General features: G+C 59.4%; 18 protein-coding genes and 1 pseudogene. 6 read left to right on the top strand and 13 right to left on the bottom strand.

The window, feature by feature from the left end:
- Positions 1-29 precede the first annotated feature (29 nt).
- From ACYZTY_RS11000 to ACYZTY_RS11015, 4 genes and pseudogenes are all read right to left on the bottom strand, one after another.
- Positions 30-410 (bottom strand): hypothetical protein, encoded by a 381-nt coding sequence (locus ACYZTY_RS11000; protein WP_461958493.1) that lies wholly within the window; start codon positions 408-410, stop codon positions 30-32.
- Between the two features lie 589 nt (positions 411-999).
- Positions 1000-2058, bottom strand: coding sequence for an IS110 family RNA-guided transposase (locus tag ACYZTY_RS11005; protein WP_461959254.1), 1059 nt, complete (start codon positions 2056-2058; stop codon positions 1000-1002).
- 133 nt (positions 2059-2191) lie between these two features.
- Positions 2192-2314: pseudogene (locus tag ACYZTY_RS11010) on the bottom strand (hypothetical protein); the annotation flags it as partial.
- Positions 2315-2318: 4 nt separating this feature from the next.
- Positions 2319-3059, bottom strand: coding sequence for a response regulator (locus ACYZTY_RS11015; RefSeq protein WP_461958494.1), 741 nt, complete (start codon positions 3057-3059; stop codon positions 2319-2321).
- A gap of 293 nt (positions 3060-3352) precedes the next feature.
- On the opposite strand from ACYZTY_RS11015, the gene ACYZTY_RS11020 reads away from it, so the two are divergent.
- Complete coding sequence (locus ACYZTY_RS11020; protein ID WP_461958495.1) at positions 3353-3598, top strand: DUF2790 domain-containing protein; 246 nt, start codon at positions 3353-3355, stop codon at positions 3596-3598.
- Positions 3599-4176: 578 nt separating this feature from the next.
- Here the strand turns inward: ACYZTY_RS11020 and ppnN are convergent.
- Positions 4177-5550 (bottom strand): nucleotide 5'-monophosphate nucleosidase PpnN, encoded by a 1374-nt coding sequence (gene ppnN / locus ACYZTY_RS11025; RefSeq protein WP_461958496.1) that lies wholly within the window; start codon positions 5548-5550, stop codon positions 4177-4179.
- Between the two features lie 226 nt (positions 5551-5776).
- On the opposite strand from ppnN, the gene ACYZTY_RS11030 reads away from it, so the two are divergent.
- Positions 5777-6304, top strand: coding sequence for a DUF3087 family protein (locus ACYZTY_RS11030; RefSeq protein ID WP_461958497.1), 528 nt, complete (start codon positions 5777-5779; stop codon positions 6302-6304).
- Between the two features lie 166 nt (positions 6305-6470).
- A complete protein-coding gene (locus ACYZTY_RS11035; protein WP_461958498.1) occupies positions 6471-8048 on the top strand; it encodes a sensor domain-containing diguanylate cyclase in 1578 nt (525 codons plus the stop codon).
- 2 nt (positions 8049-8050) lie between these two features.
- On the opposite strand, the gene ACYZTY_RS11040 is transcribed toward ACYZTY_RS11035, so the two are convergent.
- Together ACYZTY_RS11040 and ACYZTY_RS11045 are read right to left on the bottom strand one after the other, a co-directional pair.
- Positions 8051-8968: a LysR family transcriptional regulator gene (locus ACYZTY_RS11040; RefSeq protein WP_461958499.1), complete on the bottom strand. Its 918-nt coding sequence runs from the start codon at positions 8966-8968 to the stop codon at positions 8051-8053.
- Positions 8969-8989: 21 nt separating this feature from the next.
- A complete protein-coding gene (locus ACYZTY_RS11045) occupies positions 8990-9364 on the bottom strand; it encodes a DUF2784 domain-containing protein (protein WP_461958500.1) in 375 nt (124 codons plus the stop codon).
- Positions 9365-9533: 169 nt separating this feature from the next.
- Here ACYZTY_RS11045 and ACYZTY_RS11050 point away from each other — a divergent pair, with 169 nt between their 5' ends.
- From ACYZTY_RS11050 to ACYZTY_RS11060, 3 genes are read left to right on the top strand one after another with little or no spacing between them, the layout of a single operon-like run.
- Entirely contained in the window at positions 9534-10232 is a 699-nt protein-coding gene (locus ACYZTY_RS11050; protein ID WP_131060224.1) for an AzlC family ABC transporter permease, read from the top strand.
- Positions 10232-10543, top strand: coding sequence for an AzlD domain-containing protein (locus ACYZTY_RS11055; protein ID WP_165557448.1), 312 nt, complete (start codon positions 10232-10234; stop codon positions 10541-10543). The genes ACYZTY_RS11050 and ACYZTY_RS11055 overlap by 1 nt, the downstream gene beginning before the upstream one ends.
- Before the next feature lie 59 nt (positions 10544-10602).
- Positions 10603-10758: a hypothetical protein gene (locus tag ACYZTY_RS11060; RefSeq protein WP_461958501.1), complete on the top strand. Its 156-nt coding sequence runs from the start codon at positions 10603-10605 to the stop codon at positions 10756-10758.
- 205 nt (positions 10759-10963) lie between these two features.
- Here the strand turns inward: ACYZTY_RS11060 and ACYZTY_RS11065 are convergent, their stop codons facing one another.
- The 6 genes from ACYZTY_RS11065 to ACYZTY_RS11090 all read right to left on the bottom strand — a co-directional run bounded on the left by ACYZTY_RS11065 (position 10964) and on the right by ACYZTY_RS11090 (position 15318).
- Positions 10964-11191, bottom strand: coding sequence for a DUF6555 family protein (locus ACYZTY_RS11065; protein ID WP_461958502.1), 228 nt, complete (start codon positions 11189-11191; stop codon positions 10964-10966).
- A 177-nt stretch (positions 11192-11368) separates the two neighbouring features.
- A complete protein-coding gene (locus tag ACYZTY_RS11070) occupies positions 11369-11641 on the bottom strand; it encodes a hypothetical protein (protein WP_461958503.1) in 273 nt (90 codons plus the stop codon).
- 251 nt (positions 11642-11892) lie between these two features.
- Positions 11893-12561 (bottom strand): SOS response-associated peptidase, encoded by a 669-nt coding sequence (locus tag ACYZTY_RS11075; RefSeq protein WP_461958504.1) that lies wholly within the window; start codon positions 12559-12561, stop codon positions 11893-11895.
- A 73-nt stretch (positions 12562-12634) separates the two neighbouring features.
- Entirely contained in the window at positions 12635-13348 is a 714-nt protein-coding gene (locus ACYZTY_RS11080; protein WP_461958505.1) for an ABC transporter ATP-binding protein, read from the bottom strand.
- 3 nt (positions 13349-13351) lie between these two features.
- Positions 13352-14188, bottom strand: coding sequence for an ABC transporter permease (locus tag ACYZTY_RS11085; RefSeq protein ID WP_461958506.1), 837 nt, complete (start codon positions 14186-14188; stop codon positions 13352-13354).
- 143 nt (positions 14189-14331) lie between these two features.
- A complete protein-coding gene (locus ACYZTY_RS11090; protein ID WP_461958507.1) occupies positions 14332-15318 on the bottom strand; it encodes an aliphatic sulfonate ABC transporter substrate-binding protein in 987 nt (328 codons plus the stop codon).
- Positions 15319-15653: the final 335 nt, after the last annotated feature.

The raw sequence follows: 15653 nt of genomic DNA on the forward strand, positions 1-15653 counted from the left end.
GTTGATCTCTGTCGGTTTGTAGATTTTGCTCAGTAGCGCTGATATTTCGAACCGAACTCAGGGCGGTTTTCCGCGACAACCACACCCCCTTGCACGGCATTCTTCGGGCTGATCAGCGCGACACGTTCACGCAGTTCCTGCAGGCGATCGGCACCGCCCTCGGCAACGCGGTTCTCGATCAGTCGATCGGAGCCACCTTCAGTCACGCGATTCTTTTGCAGGTTTTCAGAGCCATATTCAGCGACGCGATTCTGCTGCAGCCGGTCCGAACCACCTTCCACCAGCAGTTGCTGGATCTGGCTGTGGGACACAGTGCTGGAGGTGCTGGCCGATGCCAGGTTCGACAGGCCGAGACCGCCAACCAGTGCCAGACCGAGTACCAGGGACGAGACTTTCGAGAAGTTGAACATGGTTGATTCTCCGTGCGCTTAAGTGTGTGTGGGTCGGTAGCTGCTGCTATCCGGTGAACACAGTTAAACGCCCGGGTGTATCGGTGATGTGTGCTTGAACGCGCTGAAATCGGCTTCTACGTATCAGCTCGGGGTTCATATACAGACGGATACAAAACCCCGCGACTTTCTACGTTCTGTAGCAGCTGCATTGTGGTGAGGGGATTTATCCCCGTTCGGCTGCGTAGCAGTCGTAAAACCTGAACGCACGGTCTATCTGATGCACCGCGTTGTCTGATTTCACGACTGCTGCGCAGCCGAACGGGGATAAATCCCCTCGCCACAGGGCAGCTGCTATGTATGGACTCGCCCCCACTGTCTACTCGCTTTTGAAAAACCGCCGCCCCGTTGCATCTATGTATTAGGCCTATTCGAGGAAGCCGTCTTCGGCTTCTGGCCAAAATTGGAAGAGCTCGTGGTATGCCGATTACAGTCAGGCCTCGAAGGCCAGTAGCAGCTAAGGCATCAATCCACGCCGGTCTTACCTGGGGTCAATTTTTTTTCAGCAAAGGGCCGGACAGTTAGTACCTCGGTGGCAGAACTCTGTCGCTCAGTGGCTCATCGTCGCTTGCTGGCCATCACCAGCCTGGCGACGATAAGTCTGGTCATTCTGTAGAAGCACCCAGACGATTCGCAGGTTGCGGTTGGCTAGCCTGATCGCAGCCTCCTTACGACCCAGCCGGCTCATCCAGCGCAACAAGCGGCGGTCATCGGGTTGCTGGGAATCAGGTCGTAGTTGCTGCAGTACCGCATGGGCTCCCTGGATCATCAGGCTGCGTAAATAAACATCGCCTCGCTTGGTCATGCCCCCCAGCCGGACCGTCTGCCCGCTGCTGTGCTGGTCAGGCACCATGCCAAAGTACGCGGCAAACTTGCGGGCATTGGGAAATCGCTCAGGCTTGGTTTCCTTGGCCACCAGTGCCGTGGCAGTGACTGGGCCGATGCCGCGCACAGTCATCAGTCGCTTCGCCGTCATGTCGGCGTTGGCAGCCACTTCCAGGCGCCCCGTCAGCACGCTGATGCGTTCGCCCAAATGGCGCCACTCGGCCAACAGTTCGTCGATCAGTTCACGCAGCAGGCCCGGCACCGGCTGGGTGGCATCTTCCAGGACCCGCGGAATTTTCTGGCTGATCGCAACATCGCCCTGCGCCAAGGCCACGCCATGCTCGAGCAGCAGGCCGCGCATCTGATTGCTCACCGCCGTGCGTCGACGCACATAGCCTTGGCGGGCCCGATGCAACGCCTGCATTGCCAGCGCCGCAACGCTTTTGACCGGCACTGCGTAGATCTTTTCATCGCGACCAGCCCGCAGAATCGCCAGCGCATCGTTGCGATCATTTTTAGGCCCGCTACGATGTGTGGCCACCAAACGGGCTGGAAGAATCCGCGCCAGATTGCCTTGGTCTTGCAGCTGCCGGGCCCAGGCTTGAGCACCCGGACCGGTCTCCATCAGAACCACGACATGAGGCGGCAACTGGCGTAGAAACTCATAAAACGCCTCGCGCGACTTGATCCGTTGCTCGTAGTGCACCTGGCCGAGGACGTCTTCACCGGCGACCTGAAAGACCTGCTTGGCCAGATCGATCGCCACGGTTGTGCAGGCCGACAAATCGGAAGAAGACAGGGATTGATCAATCGAAGTATGCTTTTTCATGGACTCGCCCTCGCTGTCGTTGGCTGTTTAGACTGCCACCGTGGCGCATTGACGCCTCGGCTTGGGCGAGTCCATCCAATTACAGGGATCAGTGGTTATGAGGGGCAAGTGTGAGTTCAGCGCACAAACCGCCGCCTTCGCGGTTGCTCAGGGTCAGGGAACCGCCGATGGTCAGGGCCAGTTGCTGCGCGATGGCAAGGCCCAGGCCGGTGCTTTCATGATTCTGCGCCGAGCATTTCCACAGGGTAGGAGAATACGTAGCCTTCGCTGCGCACGGTTTTGATGTAGGTCGACTCCCGGGAGTCATCCATCAGCCGTTGGCGCAGACGGCTCACCAGCAAGTCGATGGAACGGTCGAACAGGTCGGCGTCGCGGCCCTGGGTGAGGTTGAGCAACTGGTCGCGACTGAGCACGCGCTGCGGGTGATCGAGGAAAACCCTGAGCAAGCGGTATTCGGCGCCACTGAGTGCAACCATCGTGCCGTCTTCGTCCAGCAAGTGGCGGGCGGTGGTGTCCAGGCGCCAGCGGCCGAAACCCAGCAACCGCCCGCTTTCTGTGATGAGCAGGTTGGGCGGCAGCATCCGGGTGCGGCGCAGAACGGCGTTGATCCGCGCCAGCAATTCGCGTGCGGCGAACGGCTTGGTCAGGTAGTCGTCGGCGCCCATCTCCAGGCCGAGGATGCGGTCGGTTTCGTCGTTGCGGGCGGTGAGCATCAGGATCGGCGTGGCCTTGTGTTTGCCCGAGCGCAATTCGCGGCACAGCAGCAGGCCGTCATCACCGGGCATCATGATGTCGAGCACGATCAGGTCCACGGTGTTGGCCTCGAGAAAGCTGCGCATCTGCCGGCCATCGGCGACCACTGTGGTGCGCAGGCCGTTCTTCTTCAGGTAATTACCGACCAGTTCGCGGATCTCGCGATCGTCATCGACGATCAAAATGTGGTTCACATGGTCCATTGCTCAACCCTCTTGTTATTCGCTCGTCGCGCATTCTAGGGAGCCGCACCGCGCCTGCCTGCCGGCCTTTGTATCTCACTGTATCTGGTGGTGACGTTGATACATGGGGATACAAGACGGCTTTTTGCTGGGGCGGGTGTATCGAACTGTATCGGGTGCCCTGCGTGACACCTTACGCCTTAATAGTCCCGGTTTTTCGACACATGGCAGATACCTCAGGGCGATTGAATGGGTTCCATCGAGACAAGGTGGCTTGCCTCGCTCTACTGCCCATCGACTTAGAGGACATCATCATGAACTGGAATAAATTGGTTGCCGCGGGCTTCTTTGCTGTCTTGCACGTTGCGGCGTTTTCGGCCCATGCGGATGTTCAGGCGCACAGTACCCCTCTGGATATCAAGAAGGTGATTTCTACTGTAGAAGACGGTGGGGGGAATTGCGGGATTGTGAATGCGCGGATGACGTATCTGGATTCCAGCGGTACGCAGAAGGTGCTGGATTACAGTAAGTTTGCGGCGTGTGGGAATCAGGGCGGTTGACCTTGGCGGCCTTCGGGCCGACCAGGTTCACCCCGATGTACCCCGTCCCCTGTAGGAGCGAGCCTGCTCGCGATGGCGGCCTGACAGCCGACCAATCTCTTTCAGGTGTACATATCCATTCCTGCGGTTACGGCCGCTTATGGTTTCGCTCTTACAGCGAGTCCCTTTTGCAAACGCCCAAAAGGAACCAAAACGCTTCGCCCCAACGTCCGGCCCCTCGCTTAGGCTCGGCGTACGCTCGCTCCGGCATTCATCTGGGGGCATCGCCTCCGGTTGGCTTCGCTTCAACCTCCTCTCGATGTGTTCGACTTCGTCGAACGGCGCTTCGCGCCTACCCCCCAGATGAACGCCTCCACTCAGCCTCCCGACGGGGCGAGTAGATCAAGATCAAGAGCTGCAGGCGAGCTAACGCTCGGCCTGATGAGTGGTGAGGAGCGAAGCGTGTACACCGAACTCATTGTAGGAGTGAGCCTGCTCGCGATGAGGGCCTGTCAATCAACATCAATGTTGGATGACTCACCGCCAACGCGAGCAGGCTCGCCCCCCCAGTGGATTGGGTGTTTGTCAGGCGCCGTTTATCAAGCAACCACCCGGTAACACGGCACATAAGCCGCGCCACCCGGTAGTTTCATCCGGTGCTGTGCGACAAAGGCCTTGAGTAGTTGATCCAGCGGATGCATGACCGCTGCATCGCCACGGATCTGGTAAGGCCCGTGTTCTTCGATCAGGCGGATGCCTTTGTCCTTGACGTTGCCGGCGACGATGCCGGAGAACGCACGGCGCAGGTTGGCCGCGAGTTCGTGGGCGGGCAGGTCGCGGCTGAGTTTCAGGTTGGCCATGTTTTCGTGGGTCGGGTCGAACGGGCGCTGGAAGCCTTCGTCGATTTTCAGCAGCCAGTTGAAATGGAACGCGTCATTGCGCTCGCGGCGGAATTGTTTGACCGCTTTGAGGCCTTGGGTCATCTGGCGAGCGACTTCCGCCGGGTCGTCGATGATGATTTCGTAGTGTTGCTTCGCGGCGTCACCCAGCGTGGCGCCGACGAACGCGTCCAGTTGCTCCAGATACGGCGCCGCATGTTTCGGCCCGGTAAGTACAACCGGGAAGGGCACGCCGGCGTTGTCCGGGTGCATCAGGATGCCGAGCAGGTACAGGAACTCTTCGGCCGTGCCGGCGCCGCCCGGGAAAATGATGATGCCGTGGCCCACGCGCACGAAGGCTTCCAGGCGTTTCTCGATGTCCGGCAGGATCACCAGTTCGTTGACGATCGGGTTCGGCGCTTCGGCGGCGATGATGCCGGGCTCGGTCAGGCCGAGGTAGCGGCCGCCGTGGATGCGTTGTTTGGCGTGGGCGATGGTCGCGCCTTTCATCGGGCCTTTCATCACGCCGGGGCCGCAGCCGGTGCAGATGTCGAGGCTGCGCAGGCCCAGTTCGTGACCGACTTTCTTGGTGTATTTGTATTCTTCGGTATTGATCGAGTGGCCGCCCCAGCACACCACGATCTTCGGCTCGACGCCGGGGCGCAGGGTGCGGGCGTTGCGCAGCAGGTGGAAGACGTAGTCGCTGATGCCCTGGGACGTGCTCAGGTCGATGCGCTGGGCATCGAGTTCGTTTTCGGTGTAGACGATGTCGCGCAGGGCGCTGAACAGCATTTCCCGGGTGCTGGCGATCATTTCGCCGTCGACGAAGGCGTCGGCGGGGGCGTTCAGCAGTTCGAGGCGCACGCCACGGTCCTGCTGGTGAATGCGGATTTCGAAGTCCTTGTAGGCTTCGAGAATGGTCTTGGCGTTATCAACATGGGCGCCGGTATTGAGGATGGCCAGGGCGCACTGGCGGAACAGGGTGTAGGTGCTGCCGGATCCGGCTTCGCTCAGTTGCTGTACTTCACGTTGAGAAAGGGTTTCCAGGCTGCCTTTAGGGCTGACAGAGGCGTTGATTACTTGTCGTTGGGTCATTCAATGATCCTTAAAACGATGGCATTCATACAGGCAAATGGCATTCGAATAGTGTGTATCCATGAAAGAAGATGGCACGAACTGCGCTGTATCGCCATGTTCCCCGATTGACGATGAAAAGATGAAGAGGCGCCCAGCATAGCTAAATCCTGCGCAGGGGCGATAATGCCCCGCAGTCTTTTCGCTCACTGAGCCTTTTACCATTGATGCAAGGAACCCCGTCACGATGTTCGAAATCCAGCCGATGAACGCCGAACTCTTTCGAAAGCAGACGCGGCGCAGCACGGTGATTATTGCCCTGATATTCCTCGCGCTGGCGATGGTGCTGTCCACCGTGGCGGTGGCGTTGTTTGGTGAGCCTGGGGGCGACAATCTCCGGTTTAACGTCGGCGGCGTGTTTGTCGCGGTGCTGCTGATGGCGGCGCTGATGCGCGGCACGTTCTGGTCCCAGGCCTGGATGGCGCCGGCGGTGTACGGCTGGCAGCTCAAACGCAGCCTGATGAGCATCACCAATGTGATGCATCAGGTGACGGCGGCGGTGGAGGTGGGTGATCCGACGGCCATGAAGCTGCTGCGTTTCTACCAGCTGGGCTTGAGCCAGATGCACGAACTGGACGGCAACTCCAGCGACCATGGCCAACTGAGTCGCGAAATGGAGCAACACAAGGCGCGGATGGAAGCGCTGGGCCTCGACACCGAACAGACGCAATTGAATCCCGCCTGGCTGGAAGCGGTGAAGCAGACGCCGAAGTAAAACCCGTGGGGTGGCATCGTCACCCCACACAAACCCGTCACAACGCTAGCAAAATCACCTATCTTGTTTCTGATGGGGCATTGCGATACGAGTGTCAGACACGGCTGGATGGCGCAAAAAGGGCGAACGGGAAAATTCGCCATGTCATAACGATTCAGGGAGCGTCATGGGACATCCGTCCATCAACGACCGAATTGAACACCCCCGGCCCGTCGCGCCTTGGGTGCCCGAGCACATTGAGTCCAGGCTCAGGGTCCGTTACGCGGTTGCCCTGCTCGTGGCGGTGTGCCTGTCCATGACGGCCATTGTCATCTGGGAAGCCTGGAACTCGCGCCAGTACCATTTGCATGACAAAGAAGTGGCAATGTCCAACCTTGCCCAGACCTTGGCATCGCAAGCGCAGGCGTCGGTCAAACAGGCCGATACGCTGCTGTTTACCCTGGTGGACCGCCTCGAAAACGAGGGCGTGGCTCCGGCGCAGCTACCCAGGTTGCGCCGCTTGCTCAGCGCCCAGCGCAGTGAGCTGGCCCAGCTCCATGGCTTGTTCGTATTCGACGAACGAGGGGGGTGGATCGCCAACTCCAATGGTGCGGATATGCCCGGCGCGAACAATTCCGACCGCGAGTATTTCATCTACCATCGTGATCATCCTGACCGCGGCCCCTACATCGGCCCGTCGATCAAGAGTCGATCGACCAGCGAATGGATCATGACCGTGTCACGCCGGATCAATCATCCGGATGGCAGCTTTGCCGGTGTCGCGCTGGCATCGATCTATCTCAGCCATTTCCTCGGGCTCTACGACAGCATCGACATGGGCAAAAACGGCGTGATCAACCTGATCGCCGACGACGCCACCATCGTCGTTCGCCGGCCCTTCAACGAAGCGGAAGTCGGCACCAGCGTCGCCAAGGGACCGCTGTTTACGCAACTGTTGCCCAAGAGCAATTCCGGCACGGCCACCGTCAAGTCTTATGTGGATGGTGTCGAGCGAGTGGTGGGGTTTCGACGGGTCGATGGTTATCCGCTGATCGTTTTCGCCGCTCTCGACAAGAACGACGTGCTGGCCGGCTGGCGCGAGGAGTCAATCCTCAGCGCTGGCATCGTGCTGTTGCTGCTGGTGTTTCTGGGCGGGCTCGGTTATCGACTCATACGCTTCATGAAGCAGCAGAATCACATTCAGAGCGTGTTGCTCGATGCCCAGGAAAAGCTTCTCGAGGTCAACCGCAGCCTTGAATTGCTGGCGCTCGAAGACGCACTGACCGGGCTTTCCAACCGGCGTCAGTTCGATCTGTTCATCCTCGCGGAAATGGGCCGTGCCCGGCGCACCCTGACTCACCTCGCCATGCTGATGATCGATGTCGACCACTTCAAGAGTTTCAACGATCGTTACGGGCATGTGGCGGGGGATGAATGTTTGCGCAAAATCAGCGCAATCATCCAGGACAACATCAAACGACCTGGCGATCTGGCCGCTCGCTATGGCGGCGAGGAATTTACGGTGGTACTGCCCGGCACCGACTATGTGGGGGCGTTTCTGGTCGCGGAAAAAATCCGCCGCGCGGTACAGCAGGCCGGGATCGAACACAGCGAGTGCCCGGAAGGTACGGTGACCGTCAGTGTGGGGGTTTGTGCCTACAACCCGGCCTCTCAGGGTAAGCCTAACGATTTGGTGAGTGCTGCGGACAAGGCCTTGTATGTGGCCAAGGCCAGTGGGCGGAACATGAGTGTCATTGCAAACTGAGTTCAAACGAAGCGGTCGCTGCCCTGGACCAGTTTTGTGGACAGGTACGATTGCTTGAGTTTTTCCAGCCACCAGCCCAGGGCGCGACCGTCATGATCGCCGCGCCAGCCGGCGTACAGAATGTTCGGTTCTCGCGGATCAGCCATCTGCTTTTCCACCAGCGTGCCGTTTTTCAGTAATGCGCTGACCCGATGCCTGGGCAACCAGCCCACGCCGAGGCCATCGCACTGGGCGAGAATCTTGGCACGCATGGTCGGCACTGCGAGCACGGGCTGGCCGCCGGAGACGCCATACGTGCTGCCCTCCGTCGCCTTGGACGAATCGGCCACGACAATTGCCCGGTGCTGCGCAACCATCGCCCTTGAAATCGGTTCCCTGGCATTGGCCAGCGGGTGCTTGGGCGAGACCGCGAACACCCACTCCATTTCACCCAGTTGCATCCAGCGCAGGCTGGGGATGGCCGGCGGCTCATTGGTGGCGCCGATGATCAAGTCCGCGCGGCCTTCACGCAGGGATTCCCACACGCCTTTGAGCACTTCGTGAGTGATGCGCAGCGGTACGCCGGACTCCAGCGCGTCGAACTCGTGGATTACCGGGATCAAGGTTTCGAATTCGAGCAGTTCGTCGGTGACGATCCATAGCCGGCTTTCCCAGCCATTGGCCACTTGTTGCACTCGTTGGGTCAGCCGGGCGACATCCTGCATCAGCCGCGCCGCCTCGTTCACCAGCAACTCACCCGCCGGGGTCAGCTGCAAGCGATAACGACGACGGTCGAACAACAAGGCGTCGAAGCGTTCTTCCAGTTGCCGCGCCGCGTAGGACACCGTCGAGGGCGCCTTACCCAAGTGGGCAGCGGCCCGCGACAGGCTGCCGGTTTCGCGGATGGCTTCGAGCAACGTCAGGTCTTCAATCGACAGCATGTCCTGTCCTCGGCGGGTATTTCAGGATGCCCGGCGTAACTTCCACAGCCTGATCAGCCGAAGATAGACCATTACGTTGATCGCCAGCACCACGCTGCCCAGTGCCAGTTGAATCGTCGGTGTCAGCCCGGCCGGGTAGATGACCGGCCAAACATAATGTTCGATGAAACCACCGCCGTAACCGGTTTGCCCGGCGGCCTCACGCATGAGGTTTTCCCATTGCGTCAGCGGGCACGTCAGGTGGAACACTTCCACGCTCACGCCCCACGCCGCAGCGGGCAGGTGCCACCAGATCAAGGGGCGCCATTTGAGCACCAGCAGCCCGCCGAACAGCACGAACAGAATGAACAGCAAATGAAACAGCACCAGCCCATCGGCGGCAATCCGGTAAAGCATGTCGACTCCCTGACGCGTTATACGAATGGCTCCATGGTACTCGGGTTCTCTTCATTTACAGCGCTTCAGAGCCATTCGGCGAGCGTTGCCCGCAAGTGCGCAAGATTGTTCAAGCCTTCGACCGCGACTGCTGGCACAGTCTGGCGACTTTCCCTGGTTGTAGAGCGTTATGTCGAACTCACTCATGCCGCGCAGTGCCTTTCTTCGCGGCGCCGTGGCGATCATGCCGTTGTCCCTGGCGACGGCGCCCTGGGGGCTGTTGGCCGGGTCCATGGCCATCGAGGCCAATCTCACGCCGCTGCAAGGTCAGGGCTTGTCGAGCATCGTGTTTGCCGGTGCCGCGCAACTGGTTGCCATCGGCATGCTCAAGGGCGGCGCCGGGGTCTTTTCGATCCTGCTGACCACGCTGTTACTGACTTCCCAGCATTTGCTGTACGGGATGAGCCTGCGCTCGGTGATTTCACCGCTGCCGGGTCGCTGGCGCGTGGGGCTGGGTTTTCTGCTCACCGACGAGCTGTTCGCCCTGACCAGCCAGCATGACAAACAGCAGTTCAATCGCTGGTACGCCTTGGGCGTCGGCCTGACGTTTTACATCGCCTGGAACCTGTTCACACTGGCCGGCATCGTCCTGGGCAGCAGCATTCCTGGCCTCGAACACCTGGGGCTGGATTTCTCCATTGCCGCGACCTTTATTGCTTTGATCACCCCGGTGGTGCGCAATGTGCCGACGGTGGTCTGCGTCGCGGTTTCGCTGTTTTGCTCGGTGTTGTTCAGCTACTGGCAATGGGGTTCGGCGCTGGTGCTGTCGGGGTTGCTGGGCATGACCGCGGGCTTTATCTGCAACAAATTCTATGGGGGCCGCACATGATGGTCTGGGCTGTGATTATCGGGATGGGCGTACTCGTCTTCCTGAACCGCTACGTATTCCTCGAACCTCGGCTGCCGCTACGCTTGAGCAGCAACGCCCGGCAGTTCCTCGGTTTTGCCGTGCCGGGGATGTTGACCGCGATCTGCGGGCCGATTGTGTTCATGCCGGAAAAACAGCTGAATTTGCAGTGGGACAATCCGTACCTGATCAGTTCGCTGGTGGCGGTGGGCTTGGTGCTGTACACCCGTAATACCTTGCTCAGCATGTTGTTGAGCATGGGGTTTTTCTTTTTGCTGCGCTGGTGGCTTTGAGCTGTGCTCGGGAAATTGTTCTACGCTTAAAGGGGATTCCATCAGGAAGCGAGGTGAGCATGGCCAACGATTCTAAACGTACGGACCTGGATGAAAAAAAGGATGAACCCTCGGAAGAGGAGATTGAGCGGCAGAGGCGTGCAGAGAAGACTTGGAAACATGACGACAGTCGAGAGCTCTCAGACCGCGATATAGAGATTCCGCTGAAGCCTTGACCGATTTGCATACCCAACCGCAATCAAGCTCAAGACAATCTCCAGTAGAGCAAAAAACTGTGGTGAGGGGATTTATCCCCGTTGGGTCGCGAAGCGGCCCCCCAGCGTCCGTTCATATAGACCGGGTTGTCTGGATTTACGACTGCTTCGCAGCCGAACGGGGCGGTGCGACGTTTCGCTAAATCCCCTCGCCACAAAGGCGGGGTCAGATCGCCTCATTCCAGCGTATGTGCGTGATGCCCAATTGTTGAGCGCTCAAGCGCGCCGTTTCCAGGGAGGCGTGTGCGGCGATCTTTCGGTCGGATTGCGGAAAGGCATGCGCGGAGGCCGAATGGATCGCGTCCACATCGGAGAACTGTTCGGCCAGTTTGAAAAAGTGCTGCCGAACGCCGTCGAGCAAATAGTGCACGGCATAGGGAACGAGTTCGCTCATGTATTCCTCCTGAAGTCCGCGAGGGCTTTGGGTCAGTCGTCGAACAGGGCACTCGGAAGTCTGCGGTGCAATCCTTGTGCAAATGATCAGAGCAAAAAAAAGAGGCCTTGATGGGCCTCTTCTTCAGAGTGCAACGATGTCCGGTTCGTTCAGTGTTGAACTGAACCGCACATCACTTCAAAGATCTTCCAGCGGCGGAAAATCAGGGTGGGAGGCCCGATAACCCAATGTCTTGTCGATCCAGGCATTCAGCTCGTTGACCATGACCGGCGGTTTGCCGGAGTAGGTCGCGAGGGTTGAACGCAGGATGTCGTTGATATTGGGGATGGAACGCAGGTTTCGGGTCTTTATGTATTGCCCGATAAAACAGTCAAGTTGATAGCGTTCTGTCAGCGACAGGTACACGCACTCCAGACCGCTGACTTGATTAATTACAAGATCGTCGCGCAACTTAGTTCTCTGCAAGGCTTGTTAGGTTTAGGGATTTCCTTAGTTATTGACTCTTTGGTCAACTGGGTACTGCCGAGGGAAATGCGGCGCGCATGCTAGCGGTAGTGTTGCTAAATGTATGTACGATGAATGAATTGTCGGACAAGCGGTTAATGCGTCGTTAGGCCGCACATCGACAAGTGTTTCTACGATGAAACAGTCTGTGTAACGTTTACGTCGTGCGGTTATTCAGGTCCAGGAATGGATCCACTTTAAATAAGCTTGTCTATCAACATCGCACCCTGGTTCCTGACATTTCCCACCGCTTTATCGACCCTGTACCACTCGAACACTTCGCTGACTTCCCCTTGCATAAGCACCATCTGCTCGGCGCGTTCTTTGGGCGTGGTCGGGTCCAGCCATTCGCGCGCCAGTTCCGCCGACAACACAACCGGCCGCCGGTCATGAATGTCGAGCATGCCGCCGGCGCTGTCCGCCGTGATGATGACAAAACCGTCGTCGCTGCCCCCGTGGGCAAACTGGCCGATTGCCGCGCAGCAGATCGGCGCCCGATCACGTCGACGAATGAGCCAGGGCTGCCTCGTCTTATCGCCGGCATCCACCCATTCGAACCAGTTGTCGATCGGCACAATGGCACGGTGCGGCCAGATCGCCCGGAAGAAAGGGCCGTGAGCCACTTTTTCGACCCGGGCGTTGATCGGCGCCGCGCGATCCTTTGCCCAGTGCGGACGCCATCCCCATCGCACCGAATCGGCGTGTAATCCATCGGGCTCAAGGTGCAGCAGCGCGAGCTGGGTGGTGGGCGCGGCGTTGTAGCGGGCCAGCGGTTCATCACCGACGTGGTTGATCAGCGCGTCGGGAATGCTCAGCACCGCGACAAAGTCGTGAATGCCACGGTACTGCGACAGGCGTCCGCACATCGGCTGATCCTCCGGCTTGAGCTTTCAGTGTAGGAGCACGGCTTGCCGGAGAAGGCGATTTTACGGACACCGATCAAATCACCTGCGCACGCTGCAACTCGGTCAACGACAACGCCTTCAATTGCGCGAGCAGCGGGTCCCGCCGGTCGCGAGGATGGGGCAGCTCCACGGCCAGTTCCTGACGAATGCTGCTCGGGCGATTGTCCATCACCAATACGCGATCGCTGAGGTACAGGGCTTCATCGACGTCGTGCGTCACCAGCAGCAGGGCGATGGCGTGACGCTCGGCCAGTTGCAGCAACAGGTCCTGGAGTTTCATCCGCGTGAAGGCGTCCACTGCGCTGAACGGTTCGTCCAATAACAGCACCTGCGGTCGCGAGTAGAGGCCGCGGGCGATCGCCACCCGTTGCGCCATGCCGCCGGACAAGGCTTTGGGCAGCGCCTGTGCAAAGCCGCCGAGGCCGACTTCTTCGATCAGTTGCGCGACCCAGGCCTTGTCGTAATGACTGTCGGCGCTGAAACCGATGTTTTGCTCGACTGTCAGCCAGGGCATCAGCCGGGGTTCCTGAAACACGAACGCGACTTCCCCGGCGTTGTTGCGCAGCTCACCCTGGAAGTCCTTTTCCAGGCCCGCGACGATCCGCAGCAAAGTGCTTTTGCCGCAGCCGCTGGGGCCCAGCAGGCTGACGGTTTCCCTGGGTTGCAGTTGCAGATGGATGTTGTTGAGGACCGTAATGGCGGCGAAGGTTTTGCGCTCGACGCGAATGTCCAGCAAGTGTTCGGTCATGGCTCAATCCTCTGCGCTTTGGCCGTTGAAGGTGTCGCGCCAGGCCAGGAAGCGTTTCTCCAGGCCGGCGAGGATGCCGTCGCTGAGTTTGCCCAGCAGCGCCAATACGATGATGGCGGCCAGGACAATGTCCGGGCGTGAGGTCTCGCGACCGTCACTGAGCAAATAGCCCAGGCCTTTGGTGGCGGCGATCAGCTCGGCGGCCACCAGAAACATCCAGGCCAGGCTCATGCCGCTGCGCAATCCGGTGAACAGGCCGGGCAGGGCGGCGGGCAACAGAATTCGCCTCACCAGGCGCCACCGGCTGAAGCCGTACATTTGCCCGACTTCCACCAGTTTGCGGTCGATGTCGCGAATCGCCGCGACGCCGTTGAGGTACACCGGGAAGAACGCGCCGATGGCGATCAGGACGATTTTCGAGGTCTCGTCGATGCCCAGCCACAACAGCAATAGCGGCACCCAGGCCAGGCTCGGAATCGAGCGCAATCCGGCGAACGTCGGTTCCAGATACGCTTCGGCTTCGCGGCTCAAACCCACCCACGCGGCGAACACCAAGGCCAGGCTGGCGCCAATGGCGAAACCCAGCAGCACCCGCAGCAGACTGGCGCTAATGTGTTTCCACAATGTGCCTTCGGCCAGGTCACTGAGGGTCACCGCGACCTCGCTCGGGGCCGGCATTTGATAGGACGGCAGCCAGCCGATGCGCACGACGACTTCCAGCACCAGCACGATGAGTACCGGCAGCGCCAGGCCCTTGAGGCGCAGTTTCCAGGCGTTGCTCAGGCCTCCGGGTGCAGGCAGTGCCAGGGGGGCGGGCAGGTCTTTGCTTTTGCTGGTCATGGGTTTCTCCAGTCACGACGAATCCGCAACGGGCGCGGGGAAAATCAAGAGATCGCAGCCTCGTTTCACTCGACAGCTGCTACAAGGAACGCCTATTTCCGTGTAGCAGCTGTCGAGTGAAACGAGGCTGCGAGCTTTTATTGTTACTGACGGGCTACGGTTTCCTTGAAGCCGGTGTCGATCAACTGATCGATCACCTGGTCGACATTCACCCCACGGCGAACCAGTTCTTCAGAGACCAGGATCGGTGCGGCGGCCTTGGAGGCAATCACATCCTTGGCGGTCAATTGCGGGCTGCTCAGGTCGGTGCGCGACAACTGCAACTTGGCCACTTCCAGGGGCAGACCGGATTCGGTCGCGAGCAACTTCGCCAGTTCGTCAGGGTTTTTTACCGCCCAGTCCCGGGCCTTTTCATAGGCGCTCAGGACGGTTTCGATGGTCTGTGGATGTTCTTTGGCATAGGTGTCGGTGACGCTGACCACGCCGTAGCTGTTGAAATGGGTGTTGCGATACAGCAAGCGCGAACCGGCCTGGACTTCGCTGGCCGCCATGTGCGGATCAAGGCCGGCCCAGGCGTCGACGTCACCTTTTTCCAGCGCGGTGCGACCATCCGGGTGCTGCAAATGCACCAGCTCGACATCGTCCTTGCTCAGGCCCGCCTGTTGCAGGCTGCGCAAGGTGAACAGGTACGGGTCGGTGCCTTTGGTGGCGGCGATTTTCTTGCCCTTCAGATCAGCCACGGTTTTGTACGGCGAATCCTTGCGCACCACCAGCGCGGTCCATTCGGCGCGGCTGTAGACGTAGACCGATTTGATCGGGCTGCCGTTGGCGCGGCTGAGCACGGCGGCCAGGCTGGCGGACGATGCGAAGTCGACACCGCCACTGTTGAGGTATTCCAGCGAGCGGTTGCTGCCCTGGCTCAACACCCAGCTGACCTTGGTTTGTGGCAAGGCCTTTTCGAGGAAACCGAAGTGCTTGAGCACCAGGCTCACCGGCGAGTAATAGGCGTAATCGAGGTGCACTTCGGCCGGTACGGTTTCGGCTGCCTGCGCCACGGGTTGCAGGCTCAGGGCCAGGGCGCAGGCGCTCAGCAGGTACCTGACGTTTGGAAAGCGGAAGGTCGGTTTCATGGGACAGCTCCGGGCAAGGCGGCGAGATTCTTATGTCCAAAAATTTATTTTTTACGAATGCTTCCTGCATAAAAGGAATATTGCAGGCTCTGTGCCATGTCGCGCAGTGGCAGATTTTTCAGGGCTTTGGCGGTGAGAATGAGGGGATTGGCTGTTCCGATGAAGACACTCTGTTGAGTCGCTGTTGCTGGGTGAACAGCGAGGTCTGTCGGTCATGAGCTTATGCATAAATAGAATTTATAAGCGGTGCTGTAAGAGCGATAGGGTCTATAAAAATACGTTCCTGGAGCCTTCGATGAACCTGTCCCGATTCGTGCGCGGTCTGTTGACCAGCG

Source organism: Pseudomonas sp. LB1P83 (assembly GCF_054897885.1).

Coding starts and splice junctions, on each gene's coding strand:
- ACYZTY_RS11000 (WP_461958493.1), bottom strand. CDS start 410: ATGTTCAACTTCTCGAAAGTCTCGTCCCTGGTACTCGGTCTGGCACTG.
- ACYZTY_RS11015 (WP_461958494.1), bottom strand. CDS start 3,059: ATGGACCATGTGAACCACATTTTGATCGTCGATGACGATCGCGAGATC.
- ACYZTY_RS11020 (WP_461958495.1), top strand. CDS start 3,353: ATGAACTGGAATAAATTGGTTGCCGCGGGCTTCTTTGCTGTCTTGCAC.
- ppnN (WP_461958496.1), bottom strand. CDS start 5,550: ATGACCCAACGACAAGTAATCAACGCCTCTGTCAGCCCTAAAGGCAGC.
- ACYZTY_RS11030 (WP_461958497.1), top strand. CDS start 5,777: ATGTTCGAAATCCAGCCGATGAACGCCGAACTCTTTCGAAAGCAGACG.
- ACYZTY_RS11035 (WP_461958498.1), top strand. CDS start 6,471: ATGGGACATCCGTCCATCAACGACCGAATTGAACACCCCCGGCCCGTC.
- ACYZTY_RS11040 (WP_461958499.1), bottom strand. CDS start 8,968: ATGCTGTCGATTGAAGACCTGACGTTGCTCGAAGCCATCCGCGAAACC.
- ACYZTY_RS11045 (WP_461958500.1), bottom strand. CDS start 9,364: ATGCTTTACCGGATTGCCGCCGATGGGCTGGTGCTGTTTCATTTGCTG.
- ACYZTY_RS11050 (WP_131060224.1), top strand. CDS start 9,534: ATGTCGAACTCACTCATGCCGCGCAGTGCCTTTCTTCGCGGCGCCGTG.
- ACYZTY_RS11055 (WP_165557448.1), top strand. CDS start 10,232: ATGGTCTGGGCTGTGATTATCGGGATGGGCGTACTCGTCTTCCTGAAC.
- ACYZTY_RS11060 (WP_461958501.1), top strand. CDS start 10,603: ATGGCCAACGATTCTAAACGTACGGACCTGGATGAAAAAAAGGATGAA.
- ACYZTY_RS11065 (WP_461958502.1), bottom strand. CDS start 11,191: ATGAGCGAACTCGTTCCCTATGCCGTGCACTATTTGCTCGACGGCGTT.
- ACYZTY_RS11075 (WP_461958504.1), bottom strand. CDS start 12,561: ATGTGCGGACGCCTGTCGCAGTACCGTGGCATTCACGACTTTGTCGCG.
- ACYZTY_RS11080 (WP_461958505.1), bottom strand. CDS start 13,348: ATGACCGAACACTTGCTGGACATTCGCGTCGAGCGCAAAACCTTCGCC.
- ACYZTY_RS11085 (WP_461958506.1), bottom strand. CDS start 14,188: ATGACCAGCAAAAGCAAAGACCTGCCCGCCCCCCTGGCACTGCCTGCA.
- ACYZTY_RS11090 (WP_461958507.1), bottom strand. CDS start 15,318: ATGAAACCGACCTTCCGCTTTCCAAACGTCAGGTACCTGCTGAGCGCC.